The sequence below is a fragment of the Mesorhizobium sp. M7A.T.Ca.US.000.02.2.1 genome (genome assembly GCF_003996995.1).
Taxonomy (GTDB): domain Bacteria; phylum Pseudomonadota; class Alphaproteobacteria; order Rhizobiales; family Rhizobiaceae; genus Mesorhizobium.
Map to the genome: position 1 here is coordinate 1 of NZ_RZTT01000605.1, position 2,670 is coordinate 2,670.

Annotated in this window: 4 protein-coding genes; 1 reads left to right on the forward strand and 3 read right to left on the reverse strand. The window is 63.9% G+C overall.

Features of this window, described 5'->3' with window-relative positions:
• Positions 1-113: 113 nt before the first annotated feature.
• Positions 114-656, reverse strand: coding sequence for a hypothetical protein (locus EOD15_RS32340; protein WP_127323232.1), 543 nt, complete (start codon positions 654-656; stop codon positions 114-116).
• A gap of 436 nt (positions 657-1,092) precedes the next feature.
• Here EOD15_RS32340 and EOD15_RS35595 point away from each other — a divergent pair, with 436 nt between their 5' ends.
• A complete protein-coding gene (locus EOD15_RS35595) occupies positions 1,093-1,479 on the forward strand; it encodes a hypothetical protein (protein WP_185929137.1) in 387 nt (128 codons plus the stop codon).
• Here EOD15_RS35595 and EOD15_RS32345 read toward each other — a convergent pair.
• Positions 1,412-2,293: a DNA adenine methylase gene (locus EOD15_RS32345; protein ID WP_127322430.1), complete on the reverse strand. Its 882-nt coding sequence runs from the start codon at positions 2,291-2,293 to the stop codon at positions 1,412-1,414. The two genes, EOD15_RS35595 and EOD15_RS32345, sit on opposite strands and share 68 nt — an antisense overlap.
• Positions 2,293-2,670: hypothetical protein (locus EOD15_RS36050; RefSeq protein ID WP_210212216.1), on the reverse strand; the 378-nt coding region annotated here is incomplete at its 5' end. The genes EOD15_RS32345 and EOD15_RS36050, both read right to left, overlap by 1 nt.

Consider the following 2,670-nt stretch of genomic DNA (forward strand, 5'->3'; position numbering starts at 1 on the left):
ACAGGCATGGGGGGCGGGGTCGAGGCCCTACACCAGGCGGCGCGCGCCTCACGTGCACGTGCGCGAGAACTGCCCCGACGATTCCCGTTTTCAATATCGCAACTGATTTGCAATCAGTCGTTCGACCCCGGATTGTCGTTGCCATTCAATGCGTTAGCATTCTCGTGCGAGACGCCTGCCTGTTCTCGCACGGCCTCGCCATTGATTTCATTGGCTTTTTCGCCGCGATCGACGGGCATCATGCCCGCGCTCATGAAGCCGTCACCATCGGCCACAACCTGCATGTTCTCGACGTTGCCGAACACCATCAACGGCCGGCGATCACCAGGCGGCAGCTCCAGCTGCAGCGGCTTCTTGGCGTGGTGATAGGGCATCAGGTCGGCGGCCGCGCCACGGATCAGGCCCAGCACCGCGATCTTCTGCTTTGCGCCGGCGGCACCGACCAGCTTGCACAGCGCCCCGAAGTCGGCCGACTGGATCATGGATAGCGTCACCATCGGGTCGCGATGGCCCCGCGCCACGAGGTAGCGGATCAGATCCCCGTTCTTGCGGTTGGCAGCGCCAAGCGGCCTCCCCCGCGCCCGAGCTGGCGCAGCAACGATTTCCGCCGCCAGCGCCAGACCGTCAACGCCCTCGCCATCCGGCAAGCCGGCCAAGAGGTCCAGCGGATCGGCGCCAGGGAGCTCGGCCGCCGCCGGTGTGTGGGCGTCTCGATGCCCCTGGTCAGCGTCATCGGCCATCGAAAGCGCTCCATGTGCCATTTTTTATTCCGGTTCCCGATCGAGGCCATGGGTAACCGTTCGGGAACCGGCTTTTCGATAGATAATTCAAATGGATATACCCCTGCGGTTACCGGTTACGTGGTTACCTCATACAGCGCATGCGCGCGCGCGTGCGATGCGAGGTCGCATTAGCCGGGGAACCGGTAACCAGATTGATCATGTCGTTGATTTCCTTGGGCTTTTCTGGTTACCCATGCGGTAACTATGGGGTAACCCGGTAACCGCTCCCGAACCCGTCAGCGGCGAAATCAGCCTCGCCGAAATCCCCTATCGTCAATTGCAAGCCATGGTTTGGCGCGGCGGAACACCCTTGAATGCTGGTCGGGCGGGGGCAAAGGGCGTCAAATGGGGCGCGGGAAACAATGACAAAATGTCACGATTTGACCCGGCGAAACGGGCGCGGGAGCGGCTGAAAATCTCCCTGAAAACGCGATTCAATTCATCCTTGGGGAGGCTGGCTATAGAGGAAGCGGCGCAGCCCTGCCGGGCTGCTGGTTGTTTCGGCGTGACGCATGGCACCAGCGCCGCGCACCAGGGCACGGCAATGGATGGGAAGGCGCTGGGTGCGCTCATCGTCTGGATGGGCAAGGGAAACGCGCTGCAAGGCGCGCTGGTCGCGCGCCAGAAGGCTAACGGATGGCGAACAACGGACCACCGGCAGCGGCATCGTCAAGAGCATCTGCGCAAGCCGGATTGAGCCACATCACCTCGACACGTTCGCGGGCGCCGTCTGCATAGGCTTTGCACTCGACACGCCGCCAGCCGCCCAGCGCAGCCTCATAGAGCGGGTCAGGATAGCCCGACAGCATCACCATGCCATCAAGCTCGCAGAGGAATGTCAGCAACTCGGCGTGGTCATCACGCGACAGCTCATGGCGATACATGCGCCAGGCCAGATCGTAGCGATTGCCGCGCGCCCGTGTCTCGGGCAGATATGGCGGGTCGACATAATGCAGGGTCTCGGGCGCATCGTGCTGTGCCATCACCTCACGCGCAGGCCTGCACTCGATCACCACGGCCTTCAGCCGCTCGATCAACGCCGGCAACGCGTCGGGATAGCCGGCCCAATCCATCGCCGGCGTGGTCCCGCTGCGATTAGAGGTGGCGCGGAAACCGGTCGAGCGGTGCCCCTTCTGCTCACTGGCATGCGCATTGGAGCCGAAGCCCATGAAAGAACGGATGATCAGCCGCCGGCCTCGCTCAATCGGATCGTCGCACTGCTCATAGGCGGCCCGGAATTCGACGCGGGCGAATGGCGTCAGGCGCAGCGCCTCGAGGAGCTGCTGGGCGGTGGCGGGGTCGCGCAGCACGCGAAACAGGCTAACCACCTCATCATCGAGATCATTGTAGACCTCGGCATAGGCGCGCGGCTTGCGTATTAGGATGCTGGCCGCGCCGCCGAAAGGTTCGACGTAGACGCGGTGCCTTGGCATGTGCTGCAGTATCCACGGCGCAAGCTTCCATTTGCCGCCATGCCAGCGCAAAACAGGCCGGCGGGGAACTATGTTCATCAAAGCCCACCGCCGACATGCTTCTCGAACGCATCGAGGTCGATCAGCAGGCAATGCGTGGTGCTTCCGTTGATCTTGACCTTTTTCGCCGGCAGCACGATGCCCTTGGGCGCCTGTTTCAGCGCCGTGTACCAGCCGCCCTTGTGGAAGTCGGTGTCGCCGAAGATCCGGTGCAGCTGCGGCGCGCTCGCCGGCACCGCCAGCACCGCGCCGGCGTTGGGGATCTTGCCGCGCTCGAAACAGCCGAGGCTGACCAGCTCGAGGCGCTCGCGCGCGCCGCGTTCGTCCCAGCCGCCGGCCGCCGGCCCGATGCGCAGCTTTTCGCAGACGCCGCCGATCGTCGGCTTGACACCGTCGCGCCAGGCGTCGATCTGGCT

Bases quoted from the DNA above. Each gene is read 5' to 3' on its own strand.
- EOD15_RS32345 (WP_127322430.1), bottom strand. From the start codon at position 2,293: ATGAACATAGTTCCCCGCCGGCCTGTTTTGCGCTGGCATGGCGGCAAA.